This is a genomic window from Methylobacterium phyllostachyos, from assembly GCF_900103445.1.
Lineage (GTDB): Bacteria > Pseudomonadota > Alphaproteobacteria > Rhizobiales > Beijerinckiaceae > Methylobacterium > Methylobacterium phyllostachyos.
Window position 1 is genome coordinate 206,263 of record NZ_FNHS01000010.1, and the last position, 16,776, is coordinate 223,038.

12 protein-coding genes and 1 tRNA gene are annotated in these 16,776 nt (G+C 59.6%); 7 read left to right on the plus strand and 6 right to left on the minus strand.

Features of this window, described 5'->3' with window-relative positions; translation table 11 throughout:
- Window positions 1–5: 5 nt before the first annotated feature.
- The 5 genes from BLQ49_RS17585 to BLQ49_RS17605 all read right to left on the minus strand — a co-directional run bounded on the left by BLQ49_RS17585 (window position 6) and on the right by BLQ49_RS17605 (window position 6,852).
- Window positions 6–2,465 (minus strand): heavy metal translocating P-type ATPase, encoded by a 2,460-nt coding sequence (locus tag BLQ49_RS17585; RefSeq protein ID WP_091717939.1) that lies wholly within the window; start codon window positions 2,463–2,465, stop codon window positions 6–8.
- Between the two features lie 372 nt (window positions 2,466–2,837).
- On the minus strand, window positions 2,838–3,323 hold the full coding sequence (locus BLQ49_RS17590) for a hypothetical protein (RefSeq protein WP_091717941.1): 486 nt from the start codon (window positions 3,321–3,323) through the stop codon (window positions 2,838–2,840).
- Between the two features lie 47 nt (window positions 3,324–3,370).
- Window positions 3,371–4,042 (minus strand): exopolysaccharide biosynthesis protein, encoded by a 672-nt coding sequence (locus BLQ49_RS17595; RefSeq protein ID WP_091717943.1) that lies wholly within the window; start codon window positions 4,040–4,042, stop codon window positions 3,371–3,373.
- Window positions 4,043–4,408: 366 nt separating this feature from the next.
- Window positions 4,409–6,475: an ATP-binding protein gene (locus BLQ49_RS17600; protein ID WP_091717945.1), complete on the minus strand. Its 2,067-nt coding sequence runs from the start codon at window positions 6,473–6,475 to the stop codon at window positions 4,409–4,411.
- A complete protein-coding gene (locus BLQ49_RS17605) occupies window positions 6,472–6,852 on the minus strand; it encodes a hypothetical protein (protein WP_091717947.1) in 381 nt (126 codons plus the stop codon). Before BLQ49_RS17605 ends, BLQ49_RS17600 begins: the two co-directional genes overlap by 4 nt.
- A gap of 354 nt (window positions 6,853–7,206) precedes the next feature.
- Here BLQ49_RS17605 and BLQ49_RS17610 point away from each other — a divergent pair, with 354 nt between their 5' ends.
- The 7 genes from BLQ49_RS17610 to BLQ49_RS29085 all read left to right on the plus strand — a co-directional run bounded on the left by BLQ49_RS17610 (window position 7,207) and on the right by BLQ49_RS29085 (window position 13,621).
- A complete protein-coding gene (locus BLQ49_RS17610) occupies window positions 7,207–7,416 on the plus strand; it encodes a hypothetical protein (protein ID WP_143012276.1) in 210 nt (69 codons plus the stop codon).
- Between the two features lie 99 nt (window positions 7,417–7,515).
- Window positions 7,516–7,592, plus strand: a tRNA-Arg gene (locus BLQ49_RS17615).
- A gap of 109 nt (window positions 7,593–7,701) precedes the next feature.
- Window positions 7,702–8,703: an integrase gene (locus tag BLQ49_RS17620; RefSeq protein WP_091717952.1), complete on the plus strand. Its 1,002-nt coding sequence runs from the start codon at window positions 7,702–7,704 to the stop codon at window positions 8,701–8,703.
- 525 nt (window positions 8,704–9,228) lie between these two features.
- Window positions 9,229–11,448, plus strand: a complete 2,220-nt coding sequence (locus BLQ49_RS29075) for a hypothetical protein (RefSeq protein WP_143012277.1) — start codon at window positions 9,229–9,231, stop codon at window positions 11,446–11,448.
- 112 nt (window positions 11,449–11,560) lie between these two features.
- Window positions 11,561–11,926, plus strand: a complete 366-nt coding sequence (locus BLQ49_RS29080; RefSeq protein ID WP_143012278.1) for a hypothetical protein — start codon at window positions 11,561–11,563, stop codon at window positions 11,924–11,926.
- A gap of 824 nt (window positions 11,927–12,750) precedes the next feature.
- Window positions 12,751–13,155, plus strand: a complete 405-nt coding sequence (locus BLQ49_RS17625) for a hypothetical protein (protein ID WP_091717954.1) — start codon at window positions 12,751–12,753, stop codon at window positions 13,153–13,155.
- Between the two features lie 88 nt (window positions 13,156–13,243).
- Window positions 13,244–13,621 carry a hypothetical protein gene (locus BLQ49_RS29085; RefSeq protein WP_143012279.1) on the plus strand — a complete coding sequence of 126 codons (378 nt, stop codon included), beginning with the start codon at window positions 13,244–13,246 and terminating at the stop codon, window positions 13,619–13,621.
- Window positions 13,622–14,727: 1,106 nt separating this feature from the next.
- Here BLQ49_RS29085 and BLQ49_RS17630 read toward each other — a convergent pair.
- Window positions 14,728–16,266 (minus strand): diguanylate cyclase, encoded by a 1,539-nt coding sequence (locus tag BLQ49_RS17630; RefSeq protein WP_091717956.1) that lies wholly within the window; start codon window positions 16,264–16,266, stop codon window positions 14,728–14,730.
- Window positions 16,267–16,776 lie beyond the last annotated feature (510 nt).

A 16,776-nucleotide genomic window follows, 5' to 3' on the forward strand; every position in this document is an offset into this window, starting at 1 on the left:
GGCGGTCAGCGGAGAAGGTTGATCACGCCCGCATTCCCGGCCCGGCGGTGCAGGGGGCGCAGCGCATTGCCGAGGGCGCCGAGGGCGGAGACGTTGTTGAAGAACACCGAGTGCCAGAGGTTGAACCCGGCCAGGAACACGCCGGCCACGCAGATCCCGTTGGCGCCGCGGATCAGATTCCAGCTCTGCCCGACATTGGTGTGCAGCTCCCGGGCGATGCCGAACAGCTCGCCCATCCGCCGCAGGTTGCCCTCCAGGAACACCACCTGCGCGGTGTCGGTGGCGATGCCGGCCGCACCGCTGAGCGAGACCGAGACGTCCGCCTGCCGGAGCGCGAGGGCGTCGTTGATGCCGTCGCCCACGAAGCAGACACTGCGCCCTTCCCGCTGCAGCCCGGCGATCACCGCCGCCTTGTCCTCCGGCAGGACCTCGGCGAAGTAGCGGTCCATCCCGAGCTGGCCGGCGAGCTGGCGGGTCGGCCGGTCGTGGTCGCCCGACAGGATGATGAGTTCCTTCACGCCCCCGGCGCGCAGGCTCTGCACGGCGTCGGCCGCCTCGGGCCGCTGCGACGGGCGCAGGTCGATCAGCCCGGCCGGCGCATCGTCCACGCCCATGTAGATCAGCGTGTGGCCGGCCTCGCGCCGCGGCGCCATGGCGGCGTCGAACGTCTCCGGGAAGGCGAGCCCCTCCCGGTCCATGAACCGACGGCTGCCAAGCCGAACCTGACGGCCCTCGATGGTCACGGTGAGACCGAAGCCGAGAGCGTATTGCGAGGCGTCGAGCACCGGCAGCGGGCCGCCGCCCCCGGCCTTGTAATGATCGACGATCGCCCGGGCGATCGGGTGGGAAAAATTCTGCTCGGCGGCGGCCGCCAGCCGCAGCATCGCGGCGGGGTCGTCCCGGCCGCAGGCCACCACCTCCCCGACCTCGGGCACCGAGCGGGTCAGCGTGCCGGTCTTGTCGAACACCACGGTGTCGATCTTCGGCAGCGTCTCCAGGGCGCGGCCCTGCTTCACCAGGATGCCCGAGCGGATGCAGGCCGACAGGGAGGTCACGACGGCGAGCGGCGCCGCCATGCGGATGCCGGTGCCGAGATCCGAGTTGATGACGGCGAGCGCCGCGCTCGGCCCGATCACCGCCCCGGCCAAAGCCGAGACGCCGAGCGCCGGCACCACGATCGAATCGGCCAAAGCCTCGCCCCGGGACTGCATCTCCAGCTTGTGCGAGACGGTCTCGCGCAGGATGTCGGCGATCTTGCCCGCCGTGGTGTCCTTGCCCGCCCGCTCGACCCGCACGCGGATCTGGCCGGCGACCAGCAGGGTCGCGGCGAGCACGGGATCGTCGGCGGCCCGCTCCACCGGGGCCGCCTCGCCGGTCAGGGCCTGCTGGTCGAGCATCCCCTCCCCCGACTGGACCGTGCCGTCCACCGGCACCGCCTCGCCGGTCTCGACCACGATCACGTCCCCCGCCCGCACCGCCTCGATCGGCACCTCGGCGGTGGAGCCGTCCGGGCGCTCCAGGCGCACGATGCTCGGCTGGCGGCCGAAGGCGTCGACGAGGAGCCGGGCCGACTGCGCCTGCGTCCGGCGCAGCAGCGTACGCCCGACGCTGAGGAAGAAGGCTGTCATCGCGCCGGCAAAAATCTCGCCGGTGAACAGGCAGGTGGTGAAGATGATGCTGTCGAGGACATCGACGGACAGCCGCCGCTCGCGGACGAGGACCTGCGCGGCCTGGCGGTAGCTCGGCACGGCGGTGGCGAGCATCACGGCGGTGCCGACCGGCAGGAGGGCGGGCGCCGCGAAGGTCGCCACGCCCGAGAGCGCCAGGGAGCCGACCGCCACCGGCAGGTCGATCCGGTGCAGCACCGGGCCGATCGCGTCCCCTGCCCGCTCCCGCACTGCCCGGTGCAGCCCGTGCACGACCTGCTGGGCGTGGATCAGGGCCGGGTCGAACCGGATTGTCAGGCTGCCGCCGATCCCGTCCACCCGGAAGGCGAGGATGCCGAGCAGCCCGTCGAGGCCCTTGGCCACCGCGTCCCAGACGGCGGGGCGGCCGCGCAGGCCAGGATGCCGCAGCCGGAGCAGGCCGGGCCGCTCCTCCTGGCGGACCCAGTCGCTGATCAGGCGGCCGTAGCGGTAGAACGACCGGCGGCGATGGCTGCACGCCTCCGGATCCTCCAGATCGACGTCGAGGTCGAGCCCATCCGCCGGCCGCTTGCGGTAGGTCGCGATGACCGCGCCCCGGTCGCCGGCCGCGTGCCGGATCTCGGCCTCGCGCAGCTTGCGGTCGATCGTGACCGAGCGGACGGCGGGCGCGGCCAGCGTCACCCGCAGGAACTCGGCCGTGCGGGCGGGCGTCGCAAACCACTCGGTGCCGCCCACCACGAAGCAATCCGGCGCCGTGACCCGGACCGAGAAGCGCGCCGCCTGCGGAGTCGCGAAGGCGGCGGAACCGATGGAAGACATGGGGCGGGACCGTTTCGGCGGAGCCTGAGCAGGGTTCGTGAAAGGCGGCCGCGGGTTCTGAATCGAAAACCCGCGTCCAACCGGGGACTCGAGCGGCTGAGGCGTTGGCCTACCCACGGCACGCGAAAGGAAGCACGGAGGGTTCTGACGACCGCGACGCGCCCCCTCTCCCGTGCGGGAGAGGGTCGGGGTGAGGGATGAGAAGGTTCAGGGTTGGGCACGCCATCGACGCGCCACGTCCGGCCAGACCTGATCCCTCACCCGGCTTTCTGCGAAAGCAGACCTCTCCCGCACCGGAGAGGGGACCCGCGCCTCTTGCCGGCGATGATGGTGCCAGTGTCGTGTCCCCTGGGCCTGCCAAAGCCAGTCTGCTCAGTGCTGGCCCTCGAACTGGCCCGCCAGGGCGTCGACCCGAGTGCGGGCGTCGCCGTCGGCATGGCCGTTGCGCAGCGGGGTGTCGTGAGGCTCGGAGCCGCGCGTCCCGTTCGCGTGAGACTCTTCGCCGAGCGCCGGCGCGGACTCGGTCCGCGCATGGGTCGCGGCGGCTTCCTCCTGCAGCAGGATGCGGCGCGCGCGGGCCGAGAGGGCATCGTGGCCGCCATCCGAGAGGCCGCGCCGGACCGCGCTGGCCTCCGGCAGCAGGTCGTGCACGTAGGTCGCGGCGAAGACCGTGCCGTAGGCCAGCGCGTAGCTCAGCGAGTACACGCCTGAGCCGACCACCCGCTTGGTCGTGGCGGCGGCGCGGTGAGCCGATTCCCGGGCCTGGGCGGTCGGCACGTCGAGGGCGCCGGCGGCGGTCTCGAGCGTCTCGCCGAGGATCGCGAAGGGATCCTGGGCCGGGGCTGCGGAGGAGGTCATGACGCGCAAGTCCTTGTGGTGAGGGCGTTGGGGCGAGGCGGGCCGGTTCAGGCCAGCAGGGCTCCGAAGAGCCATTCGGTGAGCGCGAGGGCGGCGCCGGCCATGAGAGCCGCGGAGGCGGCGGTGAGCAGGAGCCCGGCCGCGATCAGCAGGCCGTCCCGGCGGATCAGGCCGATCGCCAGGATGAAGAGGGTCAGCGAGAGCGGCGCGTTCGTCCCGGGGATCGGCAGCGCGATCAGCAGGGCCAGGATGATGACCGCCACCCCCACGACGCGCTGGCCGGCCTTGCCGAGGACGATTTCGCCGCGCGGCCGGGTGAACCCGTCGATCCGGCGCAGCAGCGGCAGCATGGAGCGCACGGCCCGCTTGAGCGGCTTGGCCGCGATCCGCCGGTCGAGCAGCGAGGCCGGCAGCCAGACGCGGTCCCGGGCGGTCACCATCTGCGCCCCGAGCATCGCGGTCGGGATGGCGATGACGAGCGACACGCCCGGCACCGGGACCGGGATGATCTCGGGCACCGCCAGGGCGGCGAGCGGGATCCCGAAGGCCGCGGTCTCCAGGCCGCCCAGCAGCTCGCGGACCGTGATCGTCTCGGAATCGCCCCGCCGCAGGACGGCCTCGAACAGTTTCGTGAGATCGCTGGCCTGTGCCGCCCTGCGCGGTGAATGATCCTGCGAGAAGCCTGCGGTTACAGTCGGGATTGCAAGTGCAGTGCTCATAGCCGGGTCTATAGATCTGAGATGTTATCTTCGTCGATCAAGAAGAGAAAATCTTTTGCCCGGACGAGCGAACGTTGTGCCGCAGGTAATCTGCATTTCATTCAACCGATGAACATGACATTCGTATTACGTGTTCGCGAGACGCGTGCCACACCGGTGGAAATTGCCGGGCGGCATCCGGATGGACTCGCGCAGGACCCGGGCGCCTGCGCGGTAACCATCGCCCGGGCTGTGCGCGCGGTGTCGCGCAGCCCGCGCCGCGCCGTCCAGATCGGGCGTGCCGCGTCCGACGGATCGGGGCTCCGCCCCGATACCCCGCCAAAGGGCACAGCCCTTTGGGAACCCAGCTCCTGCGTGCTCGACCGCTCAGGCCGAGGCGGCCGAGCGCTTGGCCTGCCGGATGACCTCCTCCGGCGTCGGCGGGTTGGCCGGATGGTAGGACAGGCAGAGCGGCGTGCGCAGCTTGGCCGGACGCCCTGAGCCCTCGGTGGCGAAGTAGAACTCCCCGGCCTCCAGCTTGCCGATATCGGCAGCGCTGCCCCCGCTCGCCGCCAGGATCTCCTGGGCGGCCGCGATGGTCGCGGGCGCGCTCTGCCGGCCGAAGAACTGCGTGGTGCAGTTCGAGACCACCTGATTGTGGATGCCCCGCGGCACCTGCGTCGCCACGATCATGCCGAGCCCGTACTTGCGCCCCTGCGCCACCAGCTTGATGCCGCTGCCGAGGCTGGGCGACGCCCCCTGGGCCGGCAGGAAGGTCTGTGCCTCATCGACCACGTAGAGCAGGCCGCGGGGCTGCGGGTTCTTCTTGATCCAGCCGAACAGCGCCATCTGGAGCCGGTTCACGAAATCCAGCCGGGCCGACTCCGAGGCGAGGCCCGACAGGTTGATCACCGAGATGCGGGTGCGCGCCGGGTCGCGCCCGAAGAACAGGTGGCGCGGATCGAGCACCGTGCCCTCGACCTTGAGCAGCGGGTTCGTGGCGATCGCGGCATGGAGCTGGTCGGCCATGTTGGCCGCGTGCTTGGCGGCGTTGCCGATCGCGCTGATCCCGTCCGGCAGATCGGCCAGCAGGGCGATGAAGTCGCCGAGCTTGCCGCCGCCGCGGTCCGAAAAGTGCTGGAGCGCCCCCGCGAGCACGCCGCGCAGGAGATTGGTCTTGGCCCCGGCCAACGGCCCGAGGGTCTCGGCCGCCATCTCGATCGCCTGCTGGCGCTCGTCGCGATCCTCGCCCAGCTCCGCGAAGTCGGGCAGGACCGACAGGAACAGCGGGTTGCCGGCATGAACGCCCGGCGTCCAGACCACGACCTCGACCCGCTCGGCGTAGAGCGCCGCCTTGCGCGCGTCCTCCGGGGTGAACGCCATCGGCGGGTCCGGCCACAGGTCGCCGAGCCGCGAGAGATCGTTGTTCGGGTCGATCACGATGGCCGGGAGCCCAGCGAGAGCCGCCTCCTCCACGAGGCGGCGCAGCAGCACGGTGTTGCCCGAGCCCGAGCCCGCGATGATCGCGGTATGCCGGGGCAGCAGGCGCAGCGGCAGGCTGACCGCAGGGGCGTCGGGGGTGAGGCGGTGGCCGACCGGGATCGCGTCGGGCGCCGGGGGATGACCTTTAGGCTGAGGCGCCGGCGGCTCGACCTTTGGCTCCGGGCCGGGCTTCTCCGCGGTGGCGGAGCCTCCGGATGCGGGCTTCGGAGCCTTCTCGGGTGTCGCCCCGCCGCTCACCCCGTGGGCGAGGCCCGCCGCCTGGAAGAAGGCCGTCTTCGCCAGCGGCTGCTCGGCGCGGATCCAGCGCTCGAACCGGTCGGAGATGCCCTCCTCCTGCGCCCAGGCGCGCAGGTCGCGCAGACCGGCGAAGACCCGCAGGTCGTCGTCGGACGGGTCGATCGCCCGCCCGCCGGCCGCCGTGAACGCGTCGACGAGCTGCTTCGTCTTGGCCCCGCCCGGCATGGGCCCGCGGCGGACGAGCAGCAATTCCCGGTCCGGGATGCGCGTCGAGATGCCCGAGGCGGTCAGCGCCGCCCGCAGGCGCGCCTGGAACGCGATGGCGTTCTGGTGCTGGAGCGCCCGGTAGCAGACGTGCCGCTCGCGGTCGTTCTCGTTGTGGTGGATGAAGATCAGACGGCCATGGAGCGGCGGGATCCTCTGGTCGGGCTCGCCCTTGCTGGCGACGTCGAGGTCGTCGTCGGGATCGTCCTCCAGGGCGTAGAGGTCGAACACGTCGCGCAGGAGCTGGCCGAGCCAGCGATCCTCGTCGCTGCGGATGCCCGCGATGTCGGCGGCCTTGGAGGCGGCGGCGAGGTCGAACTCGGTGCTGTGCTTCGACGGCAGCAGTGGTGGCGGAGCCGCGCCGAGATCGCCGCATTCGGTGACCGTTCCCTCCGCGAGGCAGCGGCGGCGGAAGGCGTCGCAGCGCATCAGCAGGGTGCGCGGCATCATGTTGGCGGCGGCCGCCGCCGCGATGGCAGACTCGCTGAACGGCCAAGCGGGAATTCGAGGTCATGCGCCATCCGGCTGAAGCGCGGCGTCAGGCCCCGCCGGGCGCGCTTTGACGCGGCCTTGAGCCAGGGATCGGCGCCGGCGGCGTCGCCGCCGTGCCAGTGCGGCCACCGCGCGCGGGCCAGCTCGGCCAGGTCGTCGAGAAGCCGGTCGATGATCGCCGCCGCGGATTGGTCGGCCGCCGTGGTGACCAGCAGGGCGCCGCGGTCGGTGCCCTCCGATACTATGCTGCCGATGGTGGCGCGGCCGACACCCAGAACGACGAGGCGCTCCCCCGGACCCAGGCCGGCGATGCGCCGGGCGAGGTCGCTGGCCATGATTCGCGGTCGCGCCGCAGGGCCGGGCGGGAGGGGCAAGAGCAAACCGAGACCGTTTTGCCGACGCGCTTCCGGCGCCGCGACGCCTTCAGCCGTTCGTCCGACCTATTCAGCACAGCTTGGCGGTTCTGGCTACTGCCAATACATCTTCAGGTTGTTGTTGGATGGGGTTCACACCACTGGATCGGGGGTGGCGCGCCGAGCACGGCAACGCCACGCGCAGCCCAATGAAACGCCTGTGGGACGCAGATGAGTTCACCGTAGACGCAGTGCGCCGGCGCACGCGCAAAACAGCTGGTTGGATCGTTTGTCACGTTCGCTAGTTTATTGTGCGCAACTCAGTTGGGCAAGGACATGACGGACAGGAAGCAGCGCCTGCAGGAACTCGCGATCATGCTCGGGGTGTCCGAGGAAGAACTGCGCGGACGCGCCAAACCGGGCAACCGACACCGGCGTTTCCTGCAGGCGGCGGAGATGTCGGAGGCCTTCGCGCAGGTGCAGGATCCCACGACCCGGCAGCAGTGCATCAGCTACGTGCAGGCCCTGAGACCCGTGCAGCGTTAGCGTGAGGGCCGCATCGTGCGGGAGCCGAAAACGCCTGACGTGAGGCTGCGAGCGCCGTTGCGCTGGCGGCGCGGTTGGGCTAGGGAATGGCTACGGCTTGCACCCGTAGCTCAGCTGGATAGAGCGTTGCCCTCCGAAGGCAAAGGTCACACGTTCGAATCGTGTCGGGTGCGCCAATCTTAAGGCTCTGATTTCCTTCAAGATTTGGCTTTCAAGGTTCCGGCGGCAAAGCCCATTTTCGATCCGTCTGTCACACTGGCGTCACAAGCACAGTGAGCACGGAGCATGGCTACCATCCGAAAGCGCGGGCAAGCGTGGCAAGTTCAGATTCGCCGCGATGGATTTCCCCCGATCACAAAATCGTTCCGTTCGAAGGCTGATGCGGACGGTTGGGCGCGAGAAACTGAGCGTCAGATCGAGAGGGGCGAACTATCGGGCCAAGGGCGGACCGCGAACAAGCTGACCGTCGGTGACCTGTTGCAGCGGTATGAACTCGAAGTGACAAGCCGGAAGCGCGGGCAACAGTTTGAGGCATCCCGCATTCGGACTTTCCTTCGATCCCCACTCGCAAACGTCGCGGTCCATAGGCTTTCCGCTCAGATGGTCGCGGCTTATCGGGACGAACGACTTAACAGGGTGAGTGGTGAGACGGTCCGCCGGGAACTGACAATCCTGAGGCACTGCATCGAAGTCGGCCGCAAAGAATGGGGTGCACCGTTCGCCGGAAATCCTGTTCGTCAGATCACGCTCCCCTCCCCGTCCAAGGTCAGAGGCCAACGACTGCCAGAGGGTGCCGAAGCCTCACTGATAGACGCGCTATCGAAAACCCGGGTGTGGTACTTGCGTCCATTCATCATGTTGGCACTCGAAACAGGAATGCGTCGCGGCGAGTTGCTGGCCCTTGAATGGTCCAACATCGACATCGATGCCCGTTTAGCAGTGTTGATGATTTCAAAGAACGGATATGGTCGATCCATACCATTGACACCTAAAGCCATAGATATCCTGTTGGGTATACCTGTGATCGATAGCCGGGTATTTCCTGTCAAAGCAAACGCGGTCAGACTCTCTTGGGAGCGCCTTCGAAATCGTGCTGGACTTGGAGAGGTCAAGTTACACTCTATGAGGCATGAAGCTATTAGCCGAATGTTCGAAAAAGGGTTGAGCATACCCGAAGTGTCACTCGTTAGTGGCCATCGTACTCTGGCCTGTTTGCAGAGATACACGCACCTTCGCCCTGAGTATGTCGCCGAGAAATTAGCCCGGCTGTCTGCTGAGTCCAAATAATTGCAATCTGCGGTGAGGCGGGGTGGAAGGGCTGTCTCACCGTAACCTCCGTCTTCGCGCGCAACAAAAATGCGATGACTTGTTGATGGAGTGATTGCCATTTTCTGATTGACACAGAAATAACAGTTATAGCAAACAACGATCTATGATTATCTTGATACAACCTTGCGTAACTGTTGACATCGATCTAATATTAGTCTATATTAACATCATGCCTACCGATTAACGGAAGGTAGATCCGCGGCTCAAGGCGTTTGCCTGAGCCTATTCCTACATTGGCGCTCATTAACAACGCTCCGGTGAAGTCGGGGCGTCCTGTTGTACGCGCTCAATTTTTACAGGCAACATCGATTGATTGAAGTGTTATTTTCATCCGCGCCCATGGGGGGTGGAAAGACTGACTCAACAGTACGTCAGGTCATAAGATTGGTGAGAAACGGTGAGAATTGCATACTTACCCAACCCACCAAAGCGTTAAATAAACAAACATTGCTCCTATTCAGGCGCCTTGCTCCGGATGTAAGTGTGGAACTGATTAATAGCGACGCTTATCCAAACGGTACAGTCTACCAATTGCTTGAGCATATGAAACGACCGCCAGACCATTCACACGTCGTTCTAACGACATGGGAGTCGTTTGTAAGATTACCAAAGCTGTTCAATCAAGATCAGTTCCATCTTAGAATTGACGAAATACCAAAAGCATACAAATCGTTCAGTGTTATAGTACCTAAGAGTCATAGACGCCTGACAGATACCATAGAAAGATTTTCGAGAGGATCATCCTATGGTGAAATCATTGCTCAAGATAGGGGGACACTACGTTCCATCGCCGAGAACAAGGTGAACGATGCTGTGGAAGAGTTATTTCAACCGTTCGCGAGGGTCATATTGGATCCTAAGTACAAGACCTACGTAAATGTCTCCGGATATGATGCGTTGCTAAGGGGCAATACGGATGAGCCATACCTACGTGTGTTCTCTCTTTTACAGCCGAGTTTCTTTGTTGGATTCCGATCAGTCTCAATGGTTGGCGCCAGAGCATCCGAGACGATGCTATTTAAGTGGTTCGAACGATGCGGAGTAAGGTTTAAAGATGATGATGAAATCACTTCAGGCCTGAGATATCGAGAACACACGAACGGCAATCTGATAGATTTTCACTACCTCTCGGAAACAAACTGGTCTCTATATGCCCAAGAAAGGGATCCGCACTTAAGAGAACTGTTCGTCAACGGCGCAATCAGTAAGCTTGGTCGCGAGCCATTTTGTTGGCTAGATAATATCGACTTCGAGAAGGACAGCCCCTTGCGGTTGCTTCCAAACGCTACAAAGCTGCCCCATGGATCACACGGTCGTAACGACTTCCAGCATTTCAATAATGTGGCCATTCTCACGGCGTTCAACCTACCGGGGCCTGAAACGCAATTCCTGAGGGACGTAGCCGGGATTTCAGAACCTGACCAGAAGATTGCGCATGACTATCACAGTACGATGCAGACTATTGGTCGAATTTCGATACGTGATCCGAATAACAGTTGTGGGAAGTTGGTGATTTTGCCTGACCGGCAAAATGCCGAGTGGCAGTCAGGTGTCTTTCCAGGGTCTCGCGTTCATTCGTTAGGACTGGATCAAAGAAAACCAAAACGTCCCGGACCAACTAAGCAATATGAGAACAGTGCTGAACGACAGAGAGCTAGAAGATCACGAATGAAAGAGGAACAAGATCAATTGGCTGAGAAGTTTAGTTTGGGGGCTGAGCGGATAAATGAGGCCGGATTTTATAAGTCGTGTCACAAGATCTCTAATATGTCTATAAGGGAACTTGTGACAACATATCAGGGATCTATTGTTAGTCATCTCAGCGAAGGTATGTCGTTTCCAATCAATATGCCCATCAAGAATTTCGGCATCTACTTAAAGGGATTGCACAAAAGAAGATTGGGGACGAAAGAGTCTAATGAACTCATCATGCCGGCCTTGTGCGCTCCCGTTGCTAATGTCGACTCGCAAAGGGGATTGGAGAACGCGATCTTCGGGAGGCACCTATACCTAGATATCGACGGAGGTCATCTCAAGTACCTCCAACTCAGTCGAATATTGTCGCATTTGGAAATGATAGTCTATAACTCATTCAATCACACATCGGAGTCGCATAGGTACAGGGTCGTATTTCTCACCGATGAACTTCTCTCTCCCACAATCTACAAGTTCATTTGGCGTCAGATTGTACAGAGGATCGAGAACGCTGGATACTTACATAACAACAGTTGTCGACCGAAAGGCGATCGCAAGCTTCACGGTATCGACAATAAGCCAAGTATCGTCAATCTGTTCTATCTCCCCTGTCAGCCAAAAGAAGGAAAGGGCTTCTTCTATCACTACACCAAGAACCGTAGTCCTCTCTGCATTAATGACTGGATTGAGCATGCCATACCTACGCGCTTCGATCTAGATGAAGATGAGGAGCTTATAACAGTTGTTGATGCCGTACGGGATTTAGCTAACAGCAGTGAACTGATTGAAAAAGGGATGGGGCGTTATCGAAATTTCATTCACAGCATTGACCCGGGAACGGGTAAATTGGGAAGTAGTAACAAGGCTTTATTCGTACTTGATAAGACGCTGAAACGTGCCGGTGCCGATTATGCCGACCGCGATATCATCCTTACTCAAGCCGCAAACGAAAGCCGCTCACCGATTGATCGAAACAAGGACAAGAAAAGATACATGAATAAAAGATAATTTTCCCGCAGTACGTACCACACCACCAGCCTGCGGATCAGTTTTTATTCCCGTGTCGTGGGGCTGATCCGCAACAGAACAGAAATTTAAGGTCACATTTAAGATGTTTCAAATGACAGTATACACGGGCGATTGCGCTGCGGAAAATTCCGTACGTTTCACAGAAGCTCAATCGAGCGATTTAAGGCTTGATCTACGTGTGCTTCTTTCGACAACCGCAGAGAATTTTTATCGCCGATCCTTTCTACTTAACGAACAAATGGCGTTGGAGTACCGTAGGATCTCTTATGAATTTCGAGATACGGCCGATAGTTTAGACGCGGACATCAACTTGGATACGTCTATTGGTGCCGAGAAGATGGCAGTGCTGATGAAAGCTCTGGCAGCGTCCCGTTACCTTGCTGAAATTGAATGGCAAGAAGCAAGGGCTGTTCATGACAAGCTTGCGGAACTCTTGATGGGTAATGCGAGGGAGTAGGTGGCAGAACCATCACTCGTTGCCTAGCTAAATCAAAAAAGCGCCGCCCTCATCATTCCAGTTCGGCGCTCCATAAGAATCGTCTATAACGCTCTTGAGCGGTCGGGCGGTCCTCTTGCGTCAAGGATCGTCAACCGTCCCTGGCGCGCCCTTTTCGTGCTCAGATACGGATTCGGCTTTACCAGTAGCTGTTGGCACCCGCCCGAACCGCCGTTGCGCGCTACCTCATACCTATCGAACGGGAGCAGACGGCTGGTCAGCTGGATATGCTGGATGGACGGCTCAGGAACCCTCGCTATCGAAAGAGCCGTCCGACATTGAAGGCCGCATAGCTCACAGTAGGAGCACCGGAGCGGGGCATTCATCTCAGTGGATGTCCTCATGGTAGTTGTATCGGCGCCTAACGCTCTTTCTGACCGCTTCAACCGTCCTGGCTTGGTCGGAGGGGCATGCCTTCACGCCATGATGCCCCCAGGACCGCTCAGGCATTCCGGCGGCGCTCTCGATAGCCTCAGCTATTCCATATTTCCTGCGGACCGCCTTGAGCTTCGGCTGCACGCGGCAGGGTAGAGCTCACTCTCCAGCGTATAACAATTGTTCGGATGAGGTTGAGAGAGTTGTCTCTTCGGCCACTGTCTCTGAATTTCAGTTCCCATCCCGGCGTATTCCACGAGGATCGAAGTTTTCGAGTTTTGACTTTCCGATTGACTCATGAAATACAATAGGTCAATTCGTCGCACTGCACACTAAATGCTTGTCAGCGGCGAATGTCATTTATAGATCTGTATTGTGGCGTTGAAATGCTGTCGCTTTAGGAGAGTTTAATGATCGATCCGAGAAGTGAAACAATCTCTACCACGACGAACCTGTTTCTCGATAATCGCACCTGTGTCTTGTTCGAGGTTTTCAAAAAAGCCTCTGCCATCTGGGACAAGCACGCTGATGAGTTGCGTGAACTGAAGGATTTCCACTTTTACCAGAAGAATTTCCTTACGCATCGTTTGAGCGAGATTAAGGAACACGAGTTCTGGCAGTGCTATGCCGCCAGCATTGATTTCGAGGAATTCGAAGCGATGCTGACGTTCGCCAAGAGGGTGTTATTCACTCATTCAAAATTTGAGGAGATAGTCTACCTTGAGTTGGTCAGGTCCGAACATTACAGAATTAAGGCTGAATTTGATGCATACCGGCTCTCTCTTCCTGACGGTGAGATGATCCCGAATTGGTGAGCCGAAAGTAGGCGAGATCTCGGCCCCAGGATCTGAGACCGATCATTTGGCCTTACGGCCCAATTTAATCTGAAAGAAAGTCGACCTGATGTCAAAAATTATAATTGACTACAGTCATACCAGCCCCAGTTCTCTTTCGGCGATGAGACGGCTCATTCGAGATGGCGGGTTTCTGGCTCTTGTGATGCTTGCGATGTCGAGTGATGGCTCCGTGATAGATAGCAGTGCTTTTATGGATCGAATCGAGAATGCGCCAAAGACGAAAATCCCAGACCGGTTAGCCGATGTTTTAGTCGTTAGCGACGCTGTGCTTACGTTGAGTCACGACGTAGGTGTCGGCCATATCACCGCTGATGGTTCACCGGAAGCCATTTTTGGCCTCAAATCCTTCTTGGACGAAGAAGGGTTCCACTACGTTATTCGCTTAGCTGGAACGGATCTTATGATGTTCGATGCCTTCACGTGACCAAGTTCTAGGCACGACCACGACACCGCAACTTACGTGGCATTTCGGCCTCAGGATCACGATTCAATCCTGGGGCCGTTGCCCGTCAAGGTCCACAACACTTATTGCCCTAACCCCTGACCATCCGTCCATCCCCCTGCATCATTCCTAAGGAAACCTAGATCGATCCTCAGGGAGCACAGATCGATAGCAGGGGAGTCAGACGGGTGCGGGCGACGGTTCGGTCTATGCTGACGATAGGCGCTGGACTGGCCTTGGTCTCAGGCGTCCTTACCGTCCTATGGATCGGGTATGGGCCACGGTCTCAAGGCGTTCAGGATCAGCGGACAACGACCGGCATACCGCTGTCTCAGCAATCACGATTCGGACTGGACGCTAACGGCCAACCCATCCGCGTCATATCACCCGGATCGCCCCTAGAGTCGGGAGTGGCAGGGCCGGCTTCTACCAGTCCGTAAGCGCCTATCCGTCGATCCGTGTATGTCTAGGGCCAGTCCCACTTGCCCGTTGAATCGCTTAGGATCGTCCGTAGCGCCCTTGGAGCGTCCGGACGGATCCATCGGCCTCAGCGATAATGAGCCGGCCCTGGTGGCCCCAATCTGAGAACGGTGCGCCTCAGAGGTCACAACAGTTATTGGCATCGGCTCTCACCGTCCTGCATCCTCCCGTGAGCCTTTGAGGGGACGTGGATCGGTGCTTGGGGCGCTACAGGTCAGGGGTGGAAAACTAGGGCGGCTAAATAGGAAGGGGCGACCCACACGGGGGCCGTATGAGCGGTCCTGGCAGATTGTCTTGGTCGTCCCCAACACCATCCCCTCAGAAGGCTTCGGTCGGGGATTTCAAGGCGGTCAAGGCATAAGCGCAATAACTGTTATACCCTTGGTCGCCAGCCACGATCTGAGTTGAACGCCAACGGTTGGTCCTAGCGGACGACGCCATATATTGGTCAGCTAGTCCCGGAGTGGTATAGTCTAGTCTCGAAGAGTTTCTACCGTCCAAAATCTTCAAATCCAACTAGTGCGCGATCTGACAGGGTTAGGTCAAGGGAAACCTCTTCAACCGCCATACTCTAAGAAGCTATAATTCGTCGAAGTGTTGATTCTTATTCAATGTCCCACAGCTACGGGCGCTACTTTGTAACGCTCATTATCTGAGTCACTCAGATTTTGAGGATTCACAAAGGACGATATCGATGGCGTACCAACGCGATTCCGACCCATATGCTTGGCACGATAAAGCGCCTCATCAGCAATAGACAGCCATTGCTCCGATGAAGCGAGCTCATACTGACCTATATGGAGGACGCCAATGCTAACCGTGACAACATTATTGATCCCGCCCGCATGATCCATCGCTTTTGCCTCAACAGTGCGCCGAATCTCTTCCGCCTTGAGCATTGTGTTGGATAGGTTGAATCCATTCAGAATGACCGCAAATTCCTCACCGCCGATTCGATATATGCTACCGGAAGTATCGTCGACTAATTGAGTGACTGTATCGGCGATCGTCTTAAGGATCACATCCCCTGCCGGATGACCATATGTATCATTGTAGCTCTTGAAATTGTCAGCATCTAGATACAAAATTGCCGACTTGTTGCGGTCTTCATTGTTATGCAGACTTTGGATATCCTCATCAAAGCGCCGGCGATTATAAACCTTGGTTAGTGGATCGGTTATTGCAAGTTGCTTCAATTGGCCTTCAATTAAGAAGCGGCGCAATAATTCGCGGCGAAGTTGTACTAGTAGAGCAATTGCACCCAAGCTTAGAAGGCAAACAATGCCGCCCATGGTGAACGCTGATTCGTTCCATTTAGCATTGATGGACTTCACTTCGGTTGAAACGTTGACTGTGATCGGCCACCGCCCAACCTGAGAAAACATATTTAAGCGGCTCTCGACATCAACGGACCCCTTGGAGATGAAACTACCATCTCGCGTCATTCCTACCTGTGATTTCTCAATGCTATCCAAGTATTCAGGCTCAAAGGGCTTCTGTTCATCCTGTGACCATATAACCTTATCGCCTTCATCGAACACAATATCGACATGAATGCTCGGATCGGCGTTGAATCTATGAAACATTTTTTGAAAGTAGGCCATTTCGATAGCGCCGACAACAACTCCACCAAAGGTATTATCAGCGAATTCAAGGCGTCGGCTGAGGGGAATCATGTATCGACCGCTGACACGTGTCATCCACGGAGCGCCGATAAACAGCCCCGAATCACGTGTGCGGTGAACATTAAAGTATTTGCGGTCTGATCCGTTTAATTTCCTTGGCGGTACAGATCCAGAGTCGAGAAAAGCGTCGCCATTATGATTGAGCGCGAAGATAGAACCGTAGCCCGGCGCTTGTGCAGACTTGTCAAATAATACTAATTGACGAAGTTGTGGATCGAGACTGTCAACAGCGGGGTTCCTTATTCCTTCAATGACAGCAGTCAACGACAGATCATATAATTCGATATCCCGGTCAATTGCTCGCGAGACACTTTGAAGAAGATTGCTTGAGCTCTGTCTTGCGCTGCTCCAAGCCTGATCCCTCATTCCAACTATTACGAAAGCACTGTACGACCACAGGAATCCTATAACTATGATGCCGCCGATAATTAGACGTTGCGTCAAGATCTTCGACTGAGTCATCGGGGCATTTGCCGCTGCATTTTCGCACAGATGCTGCCAGTATCGCACGCGGAAGGTTAATGAATGCTAATGAAGGGTTACGGAAGGCATTTCGTGCATCTATGACAGCATAATCACGTAGCGGGAAACTGAGCGGACCCCACCTTGAAACACCTATGGTTTTTATTGAAAAAATCCGGATATCGTATAAGGTATTACAATGTACGTTCACACCGTCATAGCCCGCCTTAAAAACGGTAGTGCGGACCTCACGGAGGATCCTACGCCGATCCTCCCGCCCGCTATCTTTCAGTGCGAAAAGCTATGGCAGGAAAGGGGTAGGCGCCGCTCTTGGAGCAAGGAGCAGTGGGCGTACGTTCGGAGCGCCGTCGAACCGTGGCTGTACGCTAGGATCGAGCCGGAGGACGTGCATCGCGAGAATGGGCTGTGGCATTCTGAGAGGGCCATTCAGGCACGTTCCATACAACTGTTATCGTGCAGCTTCGAAAACGGCCCGCTACCCATCATATC